The 18,933-nt window shown below is 37.0% G+C and carries 21 protein-coding genes; 12 read left to right on the top strand and 9 right to left on the bottom strand.

Features of this window, described 5'->3' with window-relative positions; genetic code table 11:
• Positions 1 to 239: 239 nt before the first annotated feature.
• Together mreBH and ACTWQB_RS04160 are read right to left on the bottom strand one after the other, a co-directional pair.
• Positions 240 to 1,247 carry a rod-share determining protein MreBH gene (mreBH, locus tag ACTWQB_RS04165; protein WP_443137925.1) on the bottom strand — a complete coding sequence of 336 codons (1,008 nt, stop codon included), beginning with the start codon at positions 1,245 to 1,247 and terminating at the stop codon, positions 240 to 242.
• Between the two features lie 130 nt (positions 1,248 to 1,377).
• The gene (locus ACTWQB_RS04160) at positions 1,378 to 1,509 is read right to left on the bottom strand and encodes a DUF2639 domain-containing protein (RefSeq protein ID WP_443137924.1); all 132 of its coding nucleotides are present in this window, start codon (positions 1,507 to 1,509) and stop codon (positions 1,378 to 1,380) included.
• Between the two features lie 163 nt (positions 1,510 to 1,672).
• Here ACTWQB_RS04160 and ACTWQB_RS04155 point away from each other — a divergent pair, with 163 nt between their 5' ends.
• Complete coding sequence (locus tag ACTWQB_RS04155; RefSeq protein WP_443137923.1) at positions 1,673 to 2,401, top strand: YkgJ family cysteine cluster protein; 729 nt, start codon at positions 1,673 to 1,675, stop codon at positions 2,399 to 2,401.
• A gap of 153 nt (positions 2,402 to 2,554) precedes the next feature.
• On the opposite strand, the gene ACTWQB_RS04150 is transcribed toward ACTWQB_RS04155, so the two are convergent.
• Positions 2,555 to 3,379 carry an HAD family hydrolase gene (locus ACTWQB_RS04150; protein WP_443137922.1) on the bottom strand — a complete coding sequence of 275 codons (825 nt, stop codon included), beginning with the start codon at positions 3,377 to 3,379 and terminating at the stop codon, positions 2,555 to 2,557.
• A 130-nt stretch (positions 3,380 to 3,509) separates the two neighbouring features.
• Between ACTWQB_RS04150 and ACTWQB_RS04145 the strand changes: the two genes are divergently transcribed.
• Together ACTWQB_RS04145 and ACTWQB_RS04140 are read left to right on the top strand one after the other, a co-directional pair.
• Positions 3,510 to 4,238, top strand: a complete 729-nt coding sequence (locus ACTWQB_RS04145) for a lysophospholipid acyltransferase family protein (protein ID WP_443137921.1) — start codon at positions 3,510 to 3,512, stop codon at positions 4,236 to 4,238.
• Between the two features lie 4 nt (positions 4,239 to 4,242).
• Positions 4,243 to 4,908 carry an SOS response-associated peptidase gene (locus ACTWQB_RS04140; RefSeq protein ID WP_443137920.1) on the top strand — a complete coding sequence of 222 codons (666 nt, stop codon included), beginning with the start codon at positions 4,243 to 4,245 and terminating at the stop codon, positions 4,906 to 4,908.
• A gap of 37 nt (positions 4,909 to 4,945) precedes the next feature.
• Here ACTWQB_RS04140 and ACTWQB_RS04135 read toward each other — a convergent pair whose 3' ends face one another.
• Together ACTWQB_RS04135 and ACTWQB_RS04130 are read right to left on the bottom strand one after the other, a co-directional pair.
• Positions 4,946 to 5,413, bottom strand: a complete 468-nt coding sequence (locus tag ACTWQB_RS04135; protein ID WP_443137919.1) for a hypothetical protein — start codon at positions 5,411 to 5,413, stop codon at positions 4,946 to 4,948.
• Between the two features lie 13 nt (positions 5,414 to 5,426).
• Entirely contained in the window at positions 5,427 to 6,416 is a 990-nt protein-coding gene (locus tag ACTWQB_RS04130) for a DUF3231 family protein (RefSeq protein WP_443137918.1), read from the bottom strand.
• A 201-nt stretch (positions 6,417 to 6,617) separates the two neighbouring features.
• Here ACTWQB_RS04130 and ACTWQB_RS04125 point away from each other — a divergent pair, with 201 nt between their 5' ends.
• The 3 genes from ACTWQB_RS04125 to ACTWQB_RS04115 are packed head-to-tail and all read left to right on the top strand — an operon-like array spanning position 6,618 to position 8,211.
• Positions 6,618 to 7,079, top strand: a complete 462-nt coding sequence (locus ACTWQB_RS04125) for a low molecular weight protein-tyrosine-phosphatase (protein WP_443138026.1) — start codon at positions 6,618 to 6,620, stop codon at positions 7,077 to 7,079.
• A gap of 14 nt (positions 7,080 to 7,093) precedes the next feature.
• Complete coding sequence (locus tag ACTWQB_RS04120; RefSeq protein ID WP_443137917.1) at positions 7,094 to 7,369, top strand: YtxH domain-containing protein; 276 nt, start codon at positions 7,094 to 7,096, stop codon at positions 7,367 to 7,369.
• Positions 7,370 to 7,380: 11 nt separating this feature from the next.
• A complete protein-coding gene (locus ACTWQB_RS04115) occupies positions 7,381 to 8,211 on the top strand; it encodes a YihY/virulence factor BrkB family protein (protein ID WP_443137916.1) in 831 nt (276 codons plus the stop codon).
• 12 nt (positions 8,212 to 8,223) lie between these two features.
• Here the strand turns inward: ACTWQB_RS04115 and ACTWQB_RS04110 are convergent, their stop codons facing one another.
• Positions 8,224 to 9,396 carry an MFS transporter gene (locus tag ACTWQB_RS04110; protein WP_443137915.1) on the bottom strand — a complete coding sequence of 391 codons (1,173 nt, stop codon included), beginning with the start codon at positions 9,394 to 9,396 and terminating at the stop codon, positions 8,224 to 8,226.
• Positions 9,397 to 9,491: 95 nt separating this feature from the next.
• Between ACTWQB_RS04110 and ACTWQB_RS04105 the strand changes: the two genes are divergently transcribed.
• From ACTWQB_RS04105 to ACTWQB_RS04090, 4 genes are all read left to right on the top strand, one after another.
• A complete protein-coding gene (locus ACTWQB_RS04105; RefSeq protein ID WP_443137914.1) occupies positions 9,492 to 9,878 on the top strand; it encodes an OsmC family protein in 387 nt (128 codons plus the stop codon).
• Positions 9,879 to 9,989: 111 nt separating this feature from the next.
• On the top strand, positions 9,990 to 11,303 hold the full coding sequence (locus ACTWQB_RS04100) for a Na+/H+ antiporter family protein (protein WP_443137913.1): 1,314 nt from the start codon (positions 9,990 to 9,992) through the stop codon (positions 11,301 to 11,303).
• A 258-nt stretch (positions 11,304 to 11,561) separates the two neighbouring features.
• Positions 11,562 to 12,341 carry a delta-lactam-biosynthetic de-N-acetylase gene (gene pdaA, locus ACTWQB_RS04095; protein ID WP_443137912.1) on the top strand — a complete coding sequence of 260 codons (780 nt, stop codon included), beginning with the start codon at positions 11,562 to 11,564 and terminating at the stop codon, positions 12,339 to 12,341.
• A gap of 111 nt (positions 12,342 to 12,452) precedes the next feature.
• Positions 12,453 to 13,322: a DNA-3-methyladenine glycosylase family protein gene (locus ACTWQB_RS04090; RefSeq protein WP_443137911.1), complete on the top strand. Its 870-nt coding sequence runs from the start codon at positions 12,453 to 12,455 to the stop codon at positions 13,320 to 13,322.
• Positions 13,323 to 13,806: 484 nt separating this feature from the next.
• On the opposite strand, the gene ACTWQB_RS04085 is transcribed toward ACTWQB_RS04090, so the two are convergent.
• From ACTWQB_RS04085 to ACTWQB_RS04075, 3 genes are read right to left on the bottom strand one after another with little or no spacing between them, the layout of a single operon-like run.
• Positions 13,807 to 15,018 (bottom strand): hypothetical protein, encoded by a 1,212-nt coding sequence (locus ACTWQB_RS04085; protein ID WP_443137910.1) that lies wholly within the window; start codon positions 15,016 to 15,018, stop codon positions 13,807 to 13,809.
• Between the two features lies 1 nt (position 15,019).
• Positions 15,020 to 15,511, bottom strand: coding sequence for a hypothetical protein (locus ACTWQB_RS04080; protein WP_443137909.1), 492 nt, complete (start codon positions 15,509 to 15,511; stop codon positions 15,020 to 15,022).
• Positions 15,508 to 15,930 (bottom strand): type IV pilus modification PilV family protein, encoded by a 423-nt coding sequence (locus ACTWQB_RS04075; RefSeq protein ID WP_443137908.1) that lies wholly within the window; start codon positions 15,928 to 15,930, stop codon positions 15,508 to 15,510. Before ACTWQB_RS04075 ends, ACTWQB_RS04080 begins: the two co-directional genes overlap by 4 nt.
• Before the next feature lie 114 nt (positions 15,931 to 16,044).
• Here ACTWQB_RS04075 and ACTWQB_RS04070 point away from each other — a divergent pair, with 114 nt between their 5' ends.
• Positions 16,045 to 17,703 (top strand): GspE/PulE family protein, encoded by a 1,659-nt coding sequence (locus ACTWQB_RS04070; protein WP_443137907.1) that lies wholly within the window; start codon positions 16,045 to 16,047, stop codon positions 17,701 to 17,703.
• Positions 17,704 to 17,718: 15 nt separating this feature from the next.
• Positions 17,719 to 18,924 (top strand): type II secretion system F family protein, encoded by a 1,206-nt coding sequence (locus ACTWQB_RS04065; protein ID WP_443137906.1) that lies wholly within the window; start codon positions 17,719 to 17,721, stop codon positions 18,922 to 18,924.
• The last annotated feature ends 9 nt before the right edge of the window (positions 18,925 to 18,933 follow it).

Below are 18,933 nucleotides of genomic sequence, written 5' to 3'. Positions count from 1 at the left end.
AAGCTTTGTTATATTAAGTTTGTGTAGCGTTGTCTAGCGCATAGCGCCCAACCACTGGGTGATTTCCCGTCTAAACCTACGATAAGTCAACATCGACTCGCTTCGCTTGTCGTGTTTCCTTTATCTCAGTTTAGTCGGTCAGCGACGAACTGGACGTTCTAGTGCCGGCGTTGGCCGCAGGACTCTGCCGAAGTTAGTCGGCGCACTGCGTGGTTAATCGGGCGCATGCGCTTTTCTAATTACTTCGCTGCTTTTTGTAATTTATGAATTAAGTGTAATGATTTACCTGTACCGATTGCCACACACTCAAGTGGATTTTCAGCAACATGAACAGGAACATCAATTTCTGATGCTAACCAATCTTTCATGCCTTGTAATAATGCCCCGCCACCAGTAAGCATTATTCCGTGGTCTACGATATCACCACTTAGTTCAGGTGGGCAGTTTTCAAGTGTCGTACGGACAGCTTCTAAGATGGATTCTAATGGTTCTCTAAGAGCATCTTGGATTTCCTTAGAGTTTAATGTGATGGTCTTAGGTAAACCTGTGACTAAATCACGGCCACGGATTTCCATTTCTTTTACATCATGATCGATCAATGCATAACCGATTTCGATCTTAATGTTTTCAGCTGTGCGTTCACCAATTAATACATTGTAGTGTTTACGAACATGTTGAATGATTGCAATATCCATGTGATCCCCGCCGGTACGGATGGAATTAGCTGATACAACACCACCAAATGAGATAATAGCAACTTCACTTGTTCCGCCACCAATATCTACAACAACGTTAGATATAGGCTCGTCTACTGGAAGTCCAGCACCTACTGCTGCAGCAACAGGCTCCTCAATAATGTGTACTTGTTTCGCGCCATAATCTTTAATGGCATTATCAATTGCACGACGCTCAACTGATGTTGAACCTGTTGGCGCACACACAATTACATTTGGTTTACGCATTGACATGCCTAAACGTTTACTTACTTTTTTCAACATTACATTTAACATTTGTGATGTTACTTCGTAGTCAGCAATGACACCATCTTTCAATGGGCGAATAGATGTAATATTTGCTGGTGTCTTACCGATCATTTCTTTTGCTTCATTACCAACAGCTAACACTTTACGAGTATGAGTATCAATAGCTACAACTGATGGTTCATTGTATACAATGCCTTTATTTTTACTATATATTAAAAGGTTTGCTGTTCCTAAGTCGATTCCAATTTCTGCGTTCGAAAACATTAAGATGCCTCCATATCTGAATAAGTCTTTTAACCTGTACGTTTAATTTTAACATGGAAAATTGTCGAATGGCGTTAAGAATATTTAACAAAAAAATTACAGAGGAATTAATCCTCTGTAATAATAATGGTTATTTTTTCTTAGATTCTAATAAATTAGCAAGTGTTGAAGCGTCATATGACTCGATTTTACGACCCTCATAATAGCTTACACCGATTTTCTTTAATTCGCTTACGAACCAACCTTTTGTACCGATATACATCTATAACACCTCTTTCTTGAAAAGTTCCATTTATCAAATCATGCAGATGTCATTGTAACATTTAAGTCAGGCTATGAGAAGTAAAAACTGTTGTAAGTTTTTGTATGTGTAAAGGTTGCACATTATGATAATATAGGAATGACTTAGAAAGGGTTGTTAAGTTATGAAAAATCGCACGCTTGAAGAAGTAAAAGAACGACTTAAGCGTTTAAATACATTTGAATTAAATGAAGATGATTTTTATGATGCTGCGGAACAGAAATTAGATGAACCGGGGCAACCACTTGACCAAATGGTGGCAGTTTATCAACGGCTACAACAAGAAGTTTCGCAGAAGATGAATGAGATGGATGATCATATGGGGATGACGCCGAACTGTCAATTAGGTTGTGCGTTCTGTTGTTACTTTCCGATTATTATCTCAAGACTAGAAGCTAAGATGATTATTGCATCCATTGAGGCAATGCCTGAAAGTAGGCGTGAAGAAATTAAGAGCCATTTAGAGAGTTATTATAAACAGTATGAATCATTGATAGATGAGGCAACGTCACTCAATTTTGAAGAGAAAGATATCAAATATGATTATATTAAAAAACAGCTCCCATGCCCGTTGCTAAACACTGAAACGAATGCGTGTATGGCATATGAATCAAGACCATTACCTTGTCGAACTTATGTAAATTACATGGATCCCGATATATGTTATGAAAAATATGTACCTGAAGAAACGGTGAGCTTCGAGTTTTTATATGAAGATTACATGGGTGCGTTAAATGCAGGAGCCCAGGTCATGTACGAAGAAAAGCAACCGCAGTTCATGGATTATCCATCAGATATTTATCAATATCATTATTTACCCGTTTTCTTAAAAGAATGGATTGAAAATTCTTAATAAGGCCTAAAAGAGGCCGAATGTTAGGTGTTGAATAATCTACCTGACATTCGGCTTAAGTTCATTTTTGGCTCAATATGGTAAGTGATTCTCTGCTTAGGCGAAAGCTAGTCTCACTTTGGCGAAAGCTTTCCACTAACTTAAAAACATCCCTTATTGCGCAAGTGTATCAGTTAAAACGTATTGATTATTTTCAACAGGTTTCTCTTTAGCGTCTGTTAACCAAACGGCTTTCATGCCTAGTTGCAATGCTGGCGCGACTTCATTCATGAAGTTATCGCCCACAGATACAACTTGTTCAGGTTTTACATCGAAATGATCTAATACATATTTGAAATGCTTCTTCGTTTGCACAGGCTTCATGGCTGAAGGAATAAGCTCTTCAAAGTGTTCATCAATCTCTAAAAACTTTAGTAATCGTTTAGCATCTACTTCATCACTATTCGTGCAAACAACTAAACGCGTGTTTTGTTTTAATTCTTTTAGATATTCTTTTAGGCCAGGTGTCTGTCTAAGGTAACCGTCTAACTCTGCCATTTGTTCTTTTGTTTTATTATAAGAAGCTTGAATGGCATCAATACTTATTCCAAAGTGTCTCGCAATCGCATATGGTGGCCACCAACCATCACCAATTGGTACCCAGTTTTTAAAGTCAAATTCATGAGCAGCGATTTTGTTAGGTGCATCTTTAACTGTAACAACTTCATTGTTCCAATTGCGTGCCTCAGTTAATTCCTCAGTGAAGGGGTCCCAGCTCCACACGATATCTCTTAAACCGTCATAGATCTTCCCGATTTGAACAGGGTGTTCACCTCGTAAGATTTTATTGTATATATCTTGGAATTGCTCTTTTTTCTCATCTTCAAGTTGTTGTTTTAGATTGTCTACATGAAGATTAAAATGATCGGTGCCTTCATATAATGTACCATCTAAATCAAAAATTGCGACATCAGCTTGTTCTAATAACGTTTTATACATATCCTATATCCCTTCCTTTATCTCTTTTAAAGTATTTTAACATATTAGATAGACAAATTTCTGAAAGCACCTACTTTTTTCAACCTATTTTGATAAAATATTGTTAATGGACATAAGGGAGAGAATCAGCATGCGAACGATATGGAGTTTAGTATATGGGGTTATTTATGTGCTTTACACAGGACTTGTTTTAAAACGGCTGAAAAAGTTAAACCGTGAGGACTATTCACGAGCCGAGTATAACCGGATGGTACATAAAGTTCCTAAACAATTTGGGCGCCAATTTTTTAAACAATCTGGGTCAAAGGTAATCATAAAAGGGGAGGAGAATATTATTGAACCTCCTTACTTAATCGTAGGGAACCATCAAGCAAACTACGATATTTTTGCATATTTAGGTTATTTCAAAGAGCCTTTTGGATTTATTTCAAAAATTGAAGTGAGCAAGATTCCAATCGTTAAGCCTTGGATGGAAGTCATGGATTGTTTGTTCTTAGATCGTAAAAATCGCCGTGAATCGGTTAAAACCTTTAAAAAAGGTATAGAATTGTTAAAAGATGGTCATCCACTTGTTATTTATCCTGAGGGTACAAGGTCAATGGGAAGTGAGATGTTACCGTTTAAAAGCGGTAGTTTTGCGTTAGCGAAAAAGGCAAAAGTTCCGGTGTTACCTGTCATGATTGAGGGTACATACAAAATTATGGAAGAGAATAAGAACAGAATTAAAAAAGCAACAGTCTATATGACAATTTGTGAGCCGATATCGGTTGAGCAGGTTGAAAATATGACACTTGATGAATTAGCAAAAGAAACGCAAAATCGAATTCAATGTGCTTTAAATGATGTGAAAGCAGGGTGATTCTATGTGTGGTCGGTTTACCTTTGTAGCGAATCCCGACGAGGTAGCAGAAGAATATGAGTTGCACCAGCCTCCTAATTTTTCGATACGTTATAATGTTGCACCTAGTCAAGATGTGTTAACAATTATTCATGATGGCGAGCAAAATCGTGCTGGAAACATGAAGTGGGGCTTAGTTCCTTTTTGGGCTAAAGATCAAAAAATTGGTCATAAGATGATTAACGCAAGAGCTGAAACAGCTGATGAGAAACCGAGCTTTAAAAGGTTAATGGAAAGAAGAAGATGCTTAATATTAGCAGATAGTTTCTATGAATGGAAAAAGACAGAGCAAGGAAAGCAACCTATGAGAATTAAGGTGTCTGACAGAAACTTATTCGCATTTGCTGGTCTCTGGGATCGTTGGAAACGTGATGAACAAGAGCTTGTGACCTGTACGATTCTAACTAAAGAAGCAGATGATTTTATGAATGATATTCATCATCGTATGCCAGTCATATTGCCAAAAGACCATGAAAATGAGTGGCTAGATTTTAATCTTAAAGATGCTACTGAAATGAAAGAGTTTGTTTTGAGCTTGCCTACAGAAAGTTTAGAGGCCTACCCCGTAAGTCAGCACGTCAATAATCCAAGAAATGACGATGAACATTGTATTACAAGCTTAACAGATTAAAAAAGAGGGTTTCCTATGTAATTAAAGGGGATCCTCTTCAATATGTTTTTGCTGTATAATGTAAAATTAATTTACGGATAAATAGGCCAATACATATTCCTGGTATTAAGAAAATAATCGGTAACCATACCGGACCTACAATAACCCCGAGCACTTCTGTACGGTATGAATACATTAGGCCAACTGTCACAAAGAATGCTGAAAAGACAAAAGGTAGAAATTCATACGATGGATTTTCGCCTTCTGCATGCTTATATGCATCCCATATTCCGAAGAAATATATACATGGATAGAACATCAGCCATTGATAATCAACTACATGAACAGCCTTCTCAATCTCTCCAATAAAACTATAGAGGATGGCTTGATTAAATTTACTCATGACGTTAATCAATACCTCAAGAATGATTAAAGCTATTCCTTTTACAAGTTGGTGGTTAAGTAGTTGTCCAAAACCGGGAAAGGCAATGCTCCAAAAAAGTACTTCAAGTTTTTTATTCCTCATTTTCCCGCCTCTTTTAACTCTTAATTAGTTTTTCTCGGTTAGGTACTTGTGGGGGCTCTTCAAGCCAGCCGTTTTTAATCATAATATCTGCTCCATCTTTTGCATACATTGCAATCTCAGCAGATAAACGTTGGTAGTTTAGCGTGATATCGCTTCTCATACTAGCTGTTGATGCAGTTGAATAATTTCCTTGTCCAGCAGCACTCAGAACAGACATAAAATGCATCATCAACTTATCTGAAAACACTCGTTCATGTGAGTTGGTTATATAGCTGTTAGAACCCATTGGTGCATCAATATAAGATTCTTCAATAATTTTTTTGAAAACCTTAACGTGTTTTTGAGATATGTTCATACCACGAATCATATAATCCTTTACTTCTTGATGATCAGTTGTCTGGGCTGAAGCCATGGTAATCATAACCCCAACTGTATTTGTTTTTATAATTTCAAATAAATGCGTAAGTTCGACTGTGTTGAGTGGTCGATTACTGAAAAAACTCATATACCTCTTATGATTTATGAATTCGACTTCTGGTTGAACTTCAATACTAGGGGGGCGAACAAGAAGCCCTTTTTTCAGTGATAAGTCTATACATTCATTAAATAACTTTACCGATTCTTGCGTCGTATCTGAAAATAAGTCACGAATATCTTTTCGTGTACTGACCATTAATGTTGATCCATGTGCTAAGATACCAGCTTTTAAAGTGTGTTCTAAAAACTGAATCATAAATGGATCTAAGAATAATTTTTCAGCATTCAAATTAACATCTTTACTACTGAAACCATACGGGATAGGGAGGTTTTCACGTTTGAATATAGTTTTAACCTCTTGTTCTATTCGTTCTGATAGAGCTAAAGCCTTCTCAACAATGTCCTTAGTTTCTTGATCTTCAACTGTTTCGAAGAAGTATTTTAAAATTTGTACATAAAGTGAGTTCTGAATATACTGTGTCCACATTACACTAATTTCATTACTATTTAAGTTTATTTTTTCCATTTTAGTAAACCTCCCTTCACGTCATAAACATTTAACGTTATTTTTACCTTTGTGATGTAAATTATTAGAGAAAATATCGATTAGGGATTTTTTTCAATTTTAACTTCTTTTATTGTGGGCTAATTTTGTTTATGATAGTGGTTAAAGGGAATATAAAATATAGCGACTATATTATAGTGAAGGTGATGTTAGTTGGTAAAAGTGTTATTTGTTTGTTTAGGAAATATTTGTCGGTCGCCGATGGCAGAAGCAGTCTTCTCGAATTTGGTGACTCAAAAAAATTTAGACGATCATTTTGTCGTCGATTCAGCTGGAGTTTCTAATTATCATATAGGTTCACCGCCTCATGAAGGTACATTAAAAAAACTTAAAGAAAACAATATTAATGGATCTGGTTTGACTGCAAGACAGGTGGAACCTTCTGATTTTGAGCATTTTGATTATATTTTTGCTATGGATGACGATAATATAAAAGCTTTAAATGATTTGAAGCCTGCTGAATCAACTGCGTCTCTTAAAAAATTATTAGATTATGTTGACCACCACGATACAAGGAATGTTCCAGATCCTTATTTCACAGGAGATTTCAATGAAACATACGACCTTGTGACAGAAGCTTGTCAAAATTTATTGCATGATATCAGAATAAATCATGACATTTAGACAGGAGGAATAAAATGAAATTAAAATCATGGCAGTCGAGTGTGTTGATTGGAGCCGCAATTGGATTAGCTGTATCAATGTTTAATCGAGAAGAACGGGAGAATTTTAAAAGTGGTTCTAAAAAGACATATAACCAAATAAAACATATTTATAGTCACCCTTCTGATTCAATTAGACAACTACGGCTGAAGCTAGATCAAGTTAGCAAAGGCACAGATAAATTATTGGAACAGATTGATCAAGTTGAACGACTTATAGATAAGGTAGATCAAGGTCAAGATAAACAGTAGGTGAATGAATTGTGATTTTTACAGCCCATTTTTGGAAAGATTTATATCATCATTTTGTAGATGATGATGTTGTCGGGATGTCCGCACAGTTAGCGTATTTCTTTTTATTGTCTTTATTTCCTTTTCTTATCTTTTTATTGACATTAATAGGTTTCTTGCCAATTGATAAAGATAGTGTGTTTAATATTATCCATCGTTATGTGCCAGGTGAGTCGATGAATTTGATTATTAATAATGTGAATCAATTGATGGAAGATCGAAACGGCGGGCTGTTATCACTTGGTATTATCTTAACGATTTGGTCTGCATCAAACGGGATAAATGCGTTAATGAGAGTATTTAATCGTGCCTATGAAACAGAAGAGACTCGTTCATTTATTATCACTAGGTTGATATCGATTGCATTAACGGTTGCAATGGTCTTAGTTATTTCTATTGCATTAGCCTTACCTGTTTTCGGCAGAGCAATCGGCAATTATATATTTGATTTCCTAGGTTATTCTGAGAACTTTATTCAATTTTGGGATTCATTTCGTTGGGTTATTTCTTTCTTTATTATTATTTTGGTGTTAACAGTCTTGTATATGTTAGGACCAAGCCAAAAAATCTCTTTAAAACATGCATTGCCTGGTGCAGTCATTGCGACTATTGGGTGGCAATTAACTTCATTGGGGTTTGCATATTATGTAGAGAACCTAGGAAACTTTTCATATACGTACGGAAGTCTTGGAAGTATTATCGTATTAATGATTTGGTTTTTCTTATCAGGGATGATGTTAGTTATTGGTGGAGAAATCAATGCAATATTACATCGACATAAGGCAAGATTATTTAAAGCATGAAAGCACGCGTGATTACGCGTGCTTTTCTAATTGGGGCTTCTGTGCAAACATGAGAATTAGTATGAGAACAATGCCTAGAAAGGCTGTAATGACATAGAAGAAGGAGTAGCCAGGAAATAATTCTATATAAACACCACTTAACGCAGGACCTGAAATACTACCAAGGCTAAAGAACACACCACATAATATATTACCCGCAGGGAGTAAACTCTTTGGCAGTAAATCTGTCATAAAAGACATACCTAACGAAAATAACGAACCCACCAGTAATCCGGATAAAGCAAAGACAATAAATAAACCGACGACAGAATGTTCTACCATTACAGCAACCGCAAAAATTAACATCCCCCCAGTTAGAACGAAGGCTAGGACCTTTCGACGGCCTATTTTATCACTTAAGATCCCTAAAGGAATAGATGAAATGATACTTGCAGCTGCGAAACAAGGTATAATCAATGAAATCATCGATACATCATGACCTATTCGCATTGCGTATACTGGGAAATTCCCGTGCAATGATGCTTCTAAAAAACCGTACGCAAAAGGAGCTAAGAATGCGACCCAAGCATATTTAATAGTACCTATGAAACGTCCGAGTGAACGAGTTGACGTTACTTGCATACCATCATCTTGAACAGGCAGTTCGTTACGAACGAAGAACATCAATGACCAAACAATTAAACACATAACTCCGCTCACCACAAACGGTAAAGTCGGACTAAATTGTATTAACGAAGTCATTAATGGACCAATAGCAAATCCTAAAGCGAACATTAACCCGTATACTGCGATGTTTCGACCACGATTCTTTTCATCTGTTGTCGTTGTGATCCATGTCTGAGTACCAAAGTGTAAAATGTTATCACCAATTCCAATCATCATTCTAAGAACAAACCAGAACCAAAGAGATTCCCAAATTGTAAAGAAGAATAATGATAAAAACACTAAAGCCCCACCTATTAGAATTAGTGGCTTATACCCATAAGTTCTTAAAGGTTTTTCTAAAAATGGTGAGATTACTAATATTCCTATGTATAAGGCCGTGGCATGAAGGCCATTTATGGATGACGATATACCGTTTTGTTCAAGCAAAACAGCAATAACAGGTAATAACATACCTTGAGATAAGCCTGATATCCCAACTATTGTAACGAGAATCGCAAAACGTGCTTTAGGTCCTACCAAATTCTCAACTCCCTCCTGAGCAAAGTCAATGACATTTTACCCTACATCCGTGTTAAAATGAAATCAAAACGAATTACTGATTAGGAGTGACGTTCATGAAATTCCACGTAACACAAGACGAAATTAAAACGCAGACAAACTATGGTACTCTAGATATCTCACCAAACGATGAAGTAGGTTTTCGACCTTTTCAATTAATGGTGGCATCATTAGCAGGTTGCAGTGCTTCTGTTTATAGGAAAATTTTAGCGAAACAAAAAGTTGAATTTGATGAAATGACGATTAATGCTGATGTAGAGCGTACTGGTGATGACGTTAATAAAATTGAAAAAATAACACTGACATTCAAAGTTAAAGGTAAAAATTTAAATGAGAAAAAGCTACAAAAGAGCTTAGAAATTGCAAGTAAGAACTGCTCAATGGTTCAATCGGTTATTGGATCAATTGAAGTAGTCGAGACAGTTGAAATAGAAGAAGCATAACAACGAGATCAACCCCATAAAATTTTCAAAAAGGGGTTGATTTTTTAAATCCCTACCTTTATCATGATAAAGTGTTAACGCGATAACAAGATGAAAAAGGGAGAGTTCTGAATGGCTTCAGCAGTTATTATATCTGTCATAATCTTAACGGTTTTAAGCTTATTTAAAGTGAATGTATTAGTAGCTATTATCATTTCAGCTTTTTCAGCTGGATTATTATCTGATTTAAGCTTTACAGACACTGTAGGCATGTTTGTGTCTAACATGGGTGGTAATGCTAATACTGCCATAAGTTATATATTATTAGGTGGCTTTGCAGCTGCTATCTCATACACAGGAATTACAAAGGGGATCGTACAATTTTTAAGAAAAGCGGTGAAAGGGAAGCGTGGTGTAATGCTAATTGCGATTGCGATCATTGCATCATTCTCACAAAACTTAGTACCTGTTCACATTGCGTTTATCCCAATTTTAATTCCACCATTAATTGCTTTATTCGATAAAATGCAATTGGACCGTCGTGCAGTAGCCACGTCATTAACATTTGGTTTAAAAGCACCTTATGTTATGTTACCTGTTGGTTTTGGGTTAATCTTCCATCAAACGATTCAAGATAGTATGGCAAATAGTGGAGTTGAATTGTCTGTAGGTGAAATTGCTTCTTCCATGATTATTCCAGGACTTGGGATGGTTGTAGGTTTATTAGTTGCAATTTTCATTACGTACCGTAAAAAACGTGATTATAGTCAAATTGAACCCGAGGGACAGCCAACTGAATTTGAAGATGTAGATGATGAAGCATTTAAGTTTGAAAAGAAACACCTTATGACTCTGATCGCTATTGTCGTTGCAGTAGTCGTTCAGATTGAAACTGGAGAAATGGTCTTAGGTGCTTTAACTGGTTTACTATTAATGTTTATCTTAGTTGCCGTACCATATAAGCAGAGTGAAGAAATCATGTCTAAAGGTATTGGCATGATGGGGATGATCGCCTTTATTATGTTAGCTGCTTCTGGTTACGGTGGAATTTTACAAGAAACAGGTTCAGCAGAAGCATTAGTGGATGCATCATCAGGAATGTTAGAAGGGCAAAAAGCTTTAATAGCCTTTATTCTTTTAGTCATTGGTTTGATCATTACAATGGGTATTGGAACGTCTTTCGGTACAATTCCGATTTTAGCTGTATTATTCGTGCCAATCGCAACTCAAGCTGGATTCTCACCATTGGCAATAGCAGCATTAATTGGTACAGCAGGTGCACTAGGTGATGCCGGGAGCCCAGCGTCAGACAGTACATTAGGTCCAACTGCTGGTCTAAATGTTGATGGTAAGCACAATCACATTTGGGACACCGTTGTCCCGACATTCTTACACTTTAACATTCCACTCTTTATCTTCGGTTGGGTAGCATCGTTAGTATTATAATAAAAAGGCTTTTGCGACAAGTGCGCAAAAGCCTTTTTTACTTACCTTATATTAATGACAGAATAAATCCAATCACGACGATTAAACCAATGATCATTAAAATTGTACGGATCAATTTGTTCACCTGCCTCGACTAGGGTTTTTATTTTATCTATTGCGTTTACTAAACCATTACCTAAAATCGTCCTCCTTAAACTCTTTAGGTATTATTTTTTGTATCCAACGCAAAATATAAAAAAATGCATGGAGGATGACGACATGAAAAAGGTAATCTTGCTAGTCTTAGTCAGCTTGTTGTGTAGCTCGCTTACAACAGCAGCCACACCAGTTGAAGAGACTTATGGATATGGTTATAAAAAACAATATAATGAACAACCACCTGATTTAGGCTTTTACGCACCATTAATTGAAAAATATAATGGCATATACATGGGCGACCCTAATCAGAAGAAGGTGTACTTAACCTTTGATAATGGTTATGAAGAGGGGTACACATCAACAGTACTTGACATCTTAAAGGAGAAAAAGGTTCCTGCGACGTTCTTTTTAACAGGACATTATGTTGATGATGAGCAGAACTTAGTTAAACGAATGGTAAAGGAAGGGCACATTATTGGAAACCATTCAAATAAACACTTAGATTATACAAAAGCGTCTGAGGCTCAAATGAAAAAAGACCTTAAAGACTTAGATGATAAAATTAAAAAGTACACAGGACAAGACACAGTTCAATTTTTTAGACCTGCAGAGGGCAAATTCAATGAAAAGTCACTTGCCGTAACTGACGAGCTCGGCTATGTTAATGTATTTTGGACAGTGGCATTTGTGGACTGGTACAGTGATCGCAAAAATGGGTGGAAACATGCTTTTAATGAAGTGATGGAACAGGTTCATCCAGGTGCGATTATTTTACTACACACCGTCTCGCAAGATAATGCAGATGCCCTAAGTCACTTAATTGATGAACTTAGAAAAAGAGGATATGAGTTCGGGTCTCTCGAAGATTTGTTATGGGAGAGGCACGTTCCTATTTATTAAGCGGCTTCTAGTGTAAGCCGTTTAATTTTGACTTCATCAATCAAAATGTTTTGCCATAAAATGAGATAGATGTACACTGTTATTAGTGTAGAAGAAAAGGGGAAGTTAACTATGTGGAAAGAGTATTATCACGCACAAGGCATATATGATTTCGACTATTCGTTAAGACGTCTAAGCATGGACCCACTCATTCGAACAAATCATAAAGAACGTTGGGTTGACGTGCCAGTTCGTTTAGATAACAATAAAGTAGTGGTACGCGTTAAAGCTGAAGGTACGACTGAAAAACCGGTCTTTGCTGTGATGTCTGATCATGATATAGATCAAGATATAATTTTTGAACATATCCGTAATATTTTTCAATGGGATAAGGACTTAGATGATGTTCATCAATTTTTCCAACAAACGGATTTATCTATGTTATTTAACCAGTATCAAGGAACACCAATCGTAAGAGACTTTAACTTATATGATTCATTGATGAAAGTCATTATCCATCAACAGCTAAACATGAAGTTTGCTTTTACATTATCCACTCGTTTTGTTCAAAAATACGGAAAAGAAGTAGATGGATCTTGGTTTTATCCTGAACCTGAGACAGTAGCTAAATTAGATTATGAAGATTTAAGAGAATTACAATTCAGCCAACGCAAAGCTGAATATGTGATTGATACTTCGCGCCAAATGGTTGATGGAGAACTTGATTTACATGAAATATCTAAGCTACCTACTGAAGAGATTATGAAAAAGCTTGGAAAAGTTAGAGGCATAGGCCCATGGACGGTGCAAAACTGGCTTTTATTTGCGCTAGGAAGAGATGACTTGTTCCCAGCAGCTGATATTGGGATCCAAAACGCACTCAAGAAAATGTGGCAAATGGACAAAAAGCCAACTAAAGATGTCGTTGAGAAAAAAGCCAAAGAGTGGTCGCCATATAGAAGCTATGCGGCTCTAACGTTATGGAGAAGTATAGAAGATTAAAGAGAAAGAGGTTGGGACAATACATTTGTTAACCTAGAAAAAGAAGAATATTATGAAGAATATTATGAAGAATATCACTCCTAATATTCTTCTTTATTTTTTTGCTAAGTCAAAATGTTTCGCTTACCGCAGACACGGCTTCAACTTCCCCAAACTCACTAACGTTTGTTTATTAAGGATGTTCGGCTAAGTTCGCAACATCCATGTTGCAACGCCGAACTGACCCACATCCTGTGGCCCCTTAGCTCGTGCTGTTCTGCGTCGACCCGGACGGTCTAGTGTCGGCGTTGGCCACAAATGCTACTTGCATTACTTCTTTGCCTAAGTTTGCGCCGAGTAATCGCAGGCGCAGGACGTGGCCGTTTTTAGCCGACCAGGAGTCTCAGCATTTTGACTACGCTAGTAACACTCAATTTTCGTTTTCTTATCAGCTATTTTTCTTTTGTTCCGACCTCTTGATTTCCTTGATTTAATATAACTAAATCTAATAACTGCCATCTTCAATTTCTACTACGGGCTCGGATGTTTGCTCTAATGGCGGGGCATCATGACAATCAGGGAACGTGGCAGTGACATCAGCGCCAGGGTGAAAGGATTGAATATCAGGATTCTTAAAAGGACTGTCTTGGTCAGGTGTATGAACGGTGATGTCCCCTGATGCGAATATGTCGCCTCCTAATCCAGTATGTAAATGATCGATCGTCCTATCCGAGTGAATCGTCAAATCTCCATCAACCTCCAGGTCTGTACCATCTAGCATCAGGCCACCTTTTAATATAGCGTCGTTTCCAAACACGACAGGATTATTACTAAAGATCATTTCTTTGTCTGCAATAACATATCCTCTGACACCAAAATTCCCTTTATAGTCGACTGTTTCTTTAAATCGAGCATGACCGCAAGCTAAAAATTGACTGTTTGGGTTATTTTCACTTGTCAATACAGAGTTAATATAAGCGTTTCCTTTGATTATTAGTTTTGACAGTGTGGTAATGTCTACACCATTTAAAACAGCCGTGCCGTTAACGGTTAGGTCGCTGCTTTTTACAGTCAGTTGTCCATCAAGGAATAAGTCTTCAATTTCACCATCTGAACAGTTCTTCGTATCGAAGTTCCCTTTTATAACGTATGTGCTATCGCCATCAATAGGACAACTATTTTTCCAAGAAACATCTTCATCATAATAGTAGTCAGGGTCACTAGGTGGGGAAGGGGGTGTTTCGCTATCAGATTCCCAATCATCTATAGGTACCTCGCCCTTTTTCAAGTTAAACGTTAACGTTATGTCTTCACTAAATTCATCATCATGACCAATGATATTAACTGACACTTTTGACCCTTCACTCGTATTTTCGTAAGTGAAATCAGAATCTAATTCAAAATAACGGTCAGGGTGATCAGGGTCAATTTCAACTTGCTCGATTTTGGTTTGAGTGTCAGCCACCATTGTGCTAATACCATCTTCATTTAACCTTACATCAGTTTCTTCCAAAAATATCTTGAATTGTTCTTTCACATACGTCGCACCCATTTCGGCAATGTGTGTCGCCCTATTATGGTGATCCATGACGTCATTTTGTTTGGCATTTGATAAAATACTATTCATCATCACGGTAGAAAACAGCATGATTAAAGCGATGGTTAATAACACCATAATTAAAGCAGCACCACGTTCGTTATTAAAATTGTTTTTCATCTTAATCACGATCCTTTGATCCGATGATTTGTGAAATGGAAGTCGAAACTGTCATCGGCTTAAAACGTTTATTGGATGGAGACGTTACTTCAATGAATAATTTCACTCTCTCTATATTGTTCACGTCAACGGTCTCTCCAATGTTTATTCGCGTGTCGGATAATAAACTTCCGCGATTACGAATTGATTTTCCGATGTATAAGTCATAATTCTCAGCGTGACCATTAAACGTGTATTGTTGATCATCTGGTAGTTGGATGATATATGTAGACGCATCTTCTCGAGTAATGGAGTATTGTTGATGTGTTTGGTGTATGTCTGTTAGGTGTGCCACAAACCGATTCAGGTCAGATTGTACTTGAGATTGAACTTCTGATTGTTGATAGTTATTTATGGCGGACATCGTAACAGAGAACACGACGGAGCCAACAATAAAGGTTAAAACAAGTGTCGCAAGTAACTCAACTAATGTAATCCCACGTTCTTCAGTCATTCTGAATCCACCTCAATATAAGTATAAGTTTCCGTTAAAGCTTTCTCATCAGAAAAAATGATAATTTTAGCTAACCAAAGTGAACTATTCGATTCTTCAGAGAGTTGTAGTGTTAATGAATAATTAGGATGGGTGTGAAAGTTTCCTGACTGAGTGACAGATGGGACTTGAGGATAGCCGTCCATATTAAACTGTTCATAGGTATCTAAGGTGAATGCCTCTGTACCCATTTCACGCACGTCATCCAAGGCTGTTCGTGCTAAGTTCGTCGCAACCATCTGTTCTTCATTTGTGTTTTGCATCTTGGCCGATTGAGTGAACACAGAGAAGAAGCCTATCAACACAATTGATAGAATGACAAGGGAACCCAGTAATTCGATTAACGTCATACCTTTTTCGTTCGATAATGGGGATAACATGCTCAACATTCCTCGATTTTTTTCTAGTAAAATAGTATAATGTATTTTATACTACTAATGTATCATAATTATAGTAGATTATGTATGTCTTTTCGTGACGAAAGGAAGATCTACTTGGCGAAAAAAGTAAAGCTAAGACTGGGAGAAATCCTAACCCAGCAAGGCTTAATAACACAAGATCAATTAAATAATGCTTTAGAAACAAAGCTACCAGGTCAAAAATTAGGCGACAAACTAATTGAATCTGGCGACATTACTGAAATGCAGCTTATGGAGGTGTTGCAACAACAATTGGGCATTCCCCATGTGAGATTACATAATTACAACATTGATAAAACTCTATTAAACTTAGTTTCGAAAGACTATGCAAGAGAAAATTTAGTTTTACCATTAAAAAAGGAACAGAATAAGCTCGTTGTAGCGGTTTCTGATCCATTAGATTATTTTGTGTTTAATGATTTAAGGCTATCGACTGGTTTTATCATCGAACCAGCGATTGCGACTAAAGATGAAATCAGGCAACAGATCTTAAGACATTACGAAAAAGAAGATTTAGCAGAACAATTTGACCTAGAACATGAGCCTGAAACCTCACAAGATTTAACACTTGAAGAAGAATCTTCACCCGTTGTTAAACTACTTAATCAAGTGATTCAACAAGCTGTTGTTGAAAAAGCGAGTGACATTCACTTAGATCCTCACGAACACCATGTTGTAATCCGTTTGCGAGTAGACGGTTCTCTACGAACAGAACAAACTCTATCAAAAAACATTCAGTCTTCATTGATTACTCGTATTAAAATCATCGCAGGGCTAGACATCACCGAGCAGAAAATACCACAGGACGGGCGAATCAAGCGAAAAGTCGAAGGCCGAGAAATTGATATGCGTGTGAGCACACTGCCAACGATTTTTGGTGAAAAAGTTGTGATCCGTGTTTTAGATGTCCAAGCGGTTTCAAACGATTTAGCTACATTAGGTTTTGAAGAAAAACACCTAGATGATTTTATAAAAATGATTGAAAAGCCACATGGCATTGTTTTGTTAACAGGGCCAACTGGTTCTGGTAAAACTTCTACCATGTATGGGGCACTCACTCGTTTAAACCAAGAAGATGTTAATATCATTACGATTGAAGACCCGGTTGAGTATCAGTTAAACGGGATTAACCAAATTCAAGTTAATCCAAAAGTGGACTTAACGTTTGCTTCAGGCTTAAGGTCCATGCTAAGACAAGACCCTGATATCATCATGGTCGGTGAGATTCGTGATGAAGACACAGCCAACATGGCGGTACGAGCCTCTATTACAGGTCACTTAGTGTTAAGTACCTTGCACACAAATGACTCAATTGGTGCAATTGACCGTTTGATCAATATTGGTGTGGAACGATTTTTAGTAGGAACGTCACTGAATGGCGTTGTCGCACAAAGGCTTGTTCGAACGATTTGTAAAGACTGTATTACGGCTGAGGAACCGACTAAAAGAGAGCAAGAGATTTTTTCGAAATATGGAGTCGATATTAAACAAGTTAAACGAGGTAAAGGTTGTCCAACATGTAACCAAACGGGCTATAGAGGACGAACTGCGATTCATGAAGTCCTCACCATTGATGAAGACATCCAAGCAGCCATCTTAAATAATCAAACTTCGATTGATATTCAAAAGATAGCTCGAGAAAAAGGGTTCACTTATCTATTTGAAGACGGGTTACGCAAAGTCGCACAAGGGTTAACGACAACAGAAGAGGTACTAAGGGTTGCAGCAGAGTAGTGGAGGTAAAAGATAATGGCCGCTTTTAAATATGTTGCGTATGATTTCTATGGCCAGGAGAAAAAAGGTCGTATAGAGGCTTATAATGAAGACCAAGCCAAGAAGATTCTTAAAGATGATGGCTATAAAGTTAATCAAATAGAAGAAATTAAAACGACGATCTGGACGAAAGATATTTACTTAGGTAAACCAGTTAAAAATCGTGATTTAGTCGTTTTCCTCCAGCAATTCTCAGCACTATTAGAAGCAGGCTTAACCGTTGTTGATACGATTAAAATATTACGAGAACAAACGAAAAACAAAGTATTAAGCAAAGCCCTTTACTACATAGAAATCGACTTAAGACAAGGGAAGTCGTTAGCTAAGGCCATGGACAAACACCCACATGTGTTTCCAACCATCTTAGTTAACGTGGTGCACAGTGCCGAAGTCAGTGGTTCATTAGAAGAAACACTAGATGAGTTAGCTGTTTATTATCAGAAACAGCACAAAACCATTCAAAAGGTTAAATCAAGTCTGGCTTATCCTGTTACGGTTATGGTTGTGGCCTTAGCTGTTGTAACGTTTCTCTTAATGTACGTCGTACCACAATTTGTTTCGATGTTCGATCAGCTTGGTGCCGATTTACCTTTGATTACAAAAGTCGTCTTAACGTTGAGTAACACGCTCATTGATCATTGGTTGATAATTTTACTCATTTTAATAGGTGGGTTGCTTGGTGCTATTATTCTATTGAAAAAAGATAATGCTAGATTTAAATTAGATTCATTGTTTTTAAAAATGCCAGTCATAGGGCAATTAATACTGAAATCGAACCTAGCTACAATGGGACGAACATTAAATTCACTACTTAAAAATGCGGTTCCCATTATTGATTCAATTGATCTGACCAAACAAACGATTAAAAATAGAGTTGTACGACACGTTTTAGAACAGTCTAAGCAATCATTGAAAAAAGGTGGCACATTTTCAAAGCCAATGAAAGACCACTGGGCGTTTCCATTCTTAGTGACACAAATGTTGTCAGTCGGGGAGAAGACAGGGTCACTTGAAGAAATGTTGAGCCAGATTGCAAACTTCTACGAAGAAGATGTAGACACATCAGCCGATCAACTTAAAACATTACTAGAACCACTATTGATTATTATGATGTCCATCATCGTTGGAGCAATCGTGTTAGCCATTGTTGTTCCAATGTTTGATCTATATAACCAAATCTAAATAATTCTT

Source organism: Piscibacillus sp. B03 (assembly GCF_052246295.1).
GTDB lineage: Bacteria > Bacillota > Bacilli > Bacillales > Alkalibacillaceae > Piscibacillus.
Note: the sequence above shows the minus strand (reverse complement) of the source record. Positions and strands in the feature narration are given on the sequence as shown.

Excerpts from the sequence above, each read along its gene's own strand:
- ACTWQB_RS04145 (WP_443137921.1), top strand. The coding sequence starts at position 3,510 with ATGCGAACGATATGGAGTTTAGTATATGGGGTTATTTATGTGCTTTAC.
- ACTWQB_RS04135 (WP_443137919.1), bottom strand. The coding sequence starts at position 5,413 with ATGAGGAATAAAAAACTTGAAGTACTTTTTTGGAGCATTGCCTTTCCC.
- mreBH (WP_443137925.1), bottom strand. The coding sequence starts at position 1,247 with ATGTTTTCGAACGCAGAAATTGGAATCGACTTAGGAACAGCAAACCTT.
- ACTWQB_RS04080 (WP_443137909.1), bottom strand. The coding sequence starts at position 15,511 with ATGACTGAAGAACGTGGGATTACATTAGTTGAGTTACTTGCGACACTT.
- ACTWQB_RS04100 (WP_443137913.1), top strand. The coding sequence starts at position 9,990 with ATGGCTTCAGCAGTTATTATATCTGTCATAATCTTAACGGTTTTAAGC.
- ACTWQB_RS04090 (WP_443137911.1), top strand. The coding sequence starts at position 12,453 with ATGTGGAAAGAGTATTATCACGCACAAGGCATATATGATTTCGACTAT.
- ACTWQB_RS04085 (WP_443137910.1), bottom strand. The coding sequence starts at position 15,018 with ATGAAAAACAATTTTAATAACGAACGTGGTGCTGCTTTAATTATGGTG.
- ACTWQB_RS04075 (WP_443137908.1), bottom strand. The coding sequence starts at position 15,930 with ATGTTATCCCCATTATCGAACGAAAAAGGTATGACGTTAATCGAATTA.
- ACTWQB_RS04105 (WP_443137914.1), top strand. The coding sequence starts at position 9,492 with ATGAAATTCCACGTAACACAAGACGAAATTAAAACGCAGACAAACTAT.
- ACTWQB_RS04065 (WP_443137906.1), top strand. The coding sequence starts at position 17,719 with ATGGCCGCTTTTAAATATGTTGCGTATGATTTCTATGGCCAGGAGAAA.
- ACTWQB_RS04120 (WP_443137917.1), top strand. The coding sequence starts at position 7,094 with ATGAAATTAAAATCATGGCAGTCGAGTGTGTTGATTGGAGCCGCAATT.
- ACTWQB_RS04150 (WP_443137922.1), bottom strand. The coding sequence starts at position 3,379 with ATGTATAAAACGTTATTAGAACAAGCTGATGTCGCAATTTTTGATTTA.
- pdaA (WP_443137912.1), top strand. The coding sequence starts at position 11,562 with ATGAAAAAGGTAATCTTGCTAGTCTTAGTCAGCTTGTTGTGTAGCTCG.
- ACTWQB_RS04140 (WP_443137920.1), top strand. The coding sequence starts at position 4,243 with ATGTGTGGTCGGTTTACCTTTGTAGCGAATCCCGACGAGGTAGCAGAA.
- ACTWQB_RS04130 (WP_443137918.1), bottom strand. The coding sequence starts at position 6,416 with ATGGAAAAAATAAACTTAAATAGTAATGAAATTAGTGTAATGTGGACA.
- ACTWQB_RS04160 (WP_443137924.1), bottom strand. The coding sequence starts at position 1,509 with ATGTATATCGGTACAAAAGGTTGGTTCGTAAGCGAATTAAAGAAAATC.
- ACTWQB_RS04155 (WP_443137923.1), top strand. The coding sequence starts at position 1,673 with ATGAAAAATCGCACGCTTGAAGAAGTAAAAGAACGACTTAAGCGTTTA.